We start from the raw sequence: 1,960 nt of genomic DNA on the forward strand, positions 1-1,960 counted from the left end.
TTCAATGATGGTTTGCCATTGCTCTTGGCTACGTGTAATTCTCATGGTTATCTCCGAAATTAAGTTAGGAGATAAGATATCGGTGATCGAGTATTAGATACAGGTGCCGTTAGCTATACGCTTACTCACTGTCAACATGCAATACGAGATGTAAATGATTATGCATAACAGCGTAGGCACAGATATCTATTGCAAATACCTGAGATAATTTAAATAATCGCTTTTCTATCCATATGCGTCGATGCTCAAAACTCACCCCCGTTTCCTTATCAACGCCACACAAAAAAGCCTTGCGTACTGTCCGACTGCAAATGTGATAATAAGGGGTGTCCAATAAACTGATTTGTTGTGAGCGAGGCTTAGGCATAATAGTCACCTGACTGAATATAGGTACCTTAAGTCTAGTTTATTGACCGAAAACTGCATCAGTTATTATGGGTGGCCTAATAAGTGTTCTCTACTTTCATTTAATTTCGCTACCCATCAACGAGTCTAGCAAAAACAAATAGTAAAATTAATGACATACCCATCATAGAGTCGATAATTAAACTGGAAATTCGATAGCCATTTTGGTTCTCTCTTTCTATTATTTTCTTGTATTCACCATTTTTGATGATCATCATCCAATTACAAAAAATCACACCAATTCCAAATAAGAAAAATAAAACTTCACCGTGTTCAATATTTATTCCTGCGTTAAAAAGCCCGAAATACATTAATATCAGCATAAACAAAAACAAATTTTGCAATTGAATAGCAGAAAATAACAATATTGCTGATAAATGAGTAGCGTTCTTATCCCGCTCGATTAACATCATGAGCTTATACAATCGATAATATAATTTTTCATATAGTCTCTTCATCCAAACTCCTAAAGCTTAATTAGCACATACAGTATTTACAGGCAGATTATATGACTATTTGATCATCATTGAATAAACTGTTTTTTGATAAAACTAAATACGGAGTTAATGCTTACCTGTCCAATTCCCATCATTAACAGTATCAACAGTAAAGTATGAGATACTAGCAAATGTCCCAAATGGCCAAAACACTCCTACAACAGCCATACCGACATCAACAAATCCTTTAGTAGCTGATTGCCTTCCTGACTGCACATTATATGCTGTCATTCCTATTGATCCAACTAGAGAAGCACGTCCTGCAAACTTTAGATAGTTAGCTCGAGCATAGGCAACACTCCTACCTCCAGTGTATCCATTCCCACCCCATGTAGGTGAGTTGTATTTTAAATTTTTTCCTAACCACATACCCGAATCACCTACAGCAACTTGTGTCATTAACGCTAAGGCGTATCCTGCAACATTATTGGGCATATTTACTTGGTCTACTATTGATCGATTAACAAAACTAAATCGGTCATCTCCATTAGCATTAGTACCTGTTTTCACCCATCCTTGTGATTTTTCTGGCGTTCCACCGCTGTCGTAACATTTCCCTGGCCTATTACCACATGATCCTTTAACACTACTCATCCCTGTAGGATCAGTATATTTATAAGGATTATTATTAGCATATGCATAACGGTTAAAGCTGTGTATATCACGAAATCCGATAGGATCATTACTATAAAATCTCCCGATAACTGGATCATAGTATCGTGCTTGCATATAACTTAAGCCAATATCTGTATCGAACTTATGTCCGGTATAACCTACATCGTCACTTTGTGTGCCAATCGTTTCACCAAAAGGTTGATAGTGTAGCGTTTTGTTAATCACTCCTGATGAGTTACTAAATGCAGCAGGGCTGCCTAGATAGTCAGTATGAATATATTCTACACTGGTATTTTTTGTAGCGACTAATTTACCACCTAAACGATAGTAATCTTTGTTAACACCACCAACTTTTCTAAACATTAGCTGACCAGATAAGCTGTACATCGAATAACTTAGGCCTGAACCATCGTTTGTTTTCACTCTTCGGTTATGGCCATCAT

General features: G+C 36.7%; 2 protein-coding genes and 1 pseudogene. All 3 read right to left on the reverse strand.

Translation table 11 applies throughout. The features are described 5' to 3' along the window. Nucleotides 1-124: 124 nt before the first annotated feature. Nucleotides 125-367: pseudogene (locus ESZ26_RS18940) on the reverse strand (transposase); the annotation flags it as partial. 109 nt (nt 368-476) lie between these two features. After that, the gene (locus ESZ26_RS18945) at nt 477-863 is read right to left on the reverse strand and encodes a hypothetical protein (RefSeq protein ID WP_146801366.1); all 387 of its coding nucleotides are present in this window, start codon (nt 861-863) and stop codon (nt 477-479) included. 105 nt (nt 864-968) lie between these two features. Beyond that, nucleotides 969-1,904 carry an RHS repeat-associated core domain-containing protein gene (locus ESZ26_RS19520; RefSeq protein WP_244947104.1) on the reverse strand — a complete coding sequence of 312 codons (936 nt, stop codon included), beginning with the start codon at nt 1,902-1,904 and terminating at the stop codon, nt 969-971. Between the last annotated feature and the right edge of the window lie 56 nt (nt 1,905-1,960).

Source organism: Colwellia hornerae (assembly GCF_007954355.1).
Lineage (GTDB): Bacteria > Pseudomonadota > Gammaproteobacteria > Enterobacterales > Alteromonadaceae > Colwellia_A > Colwellia_A hornerae.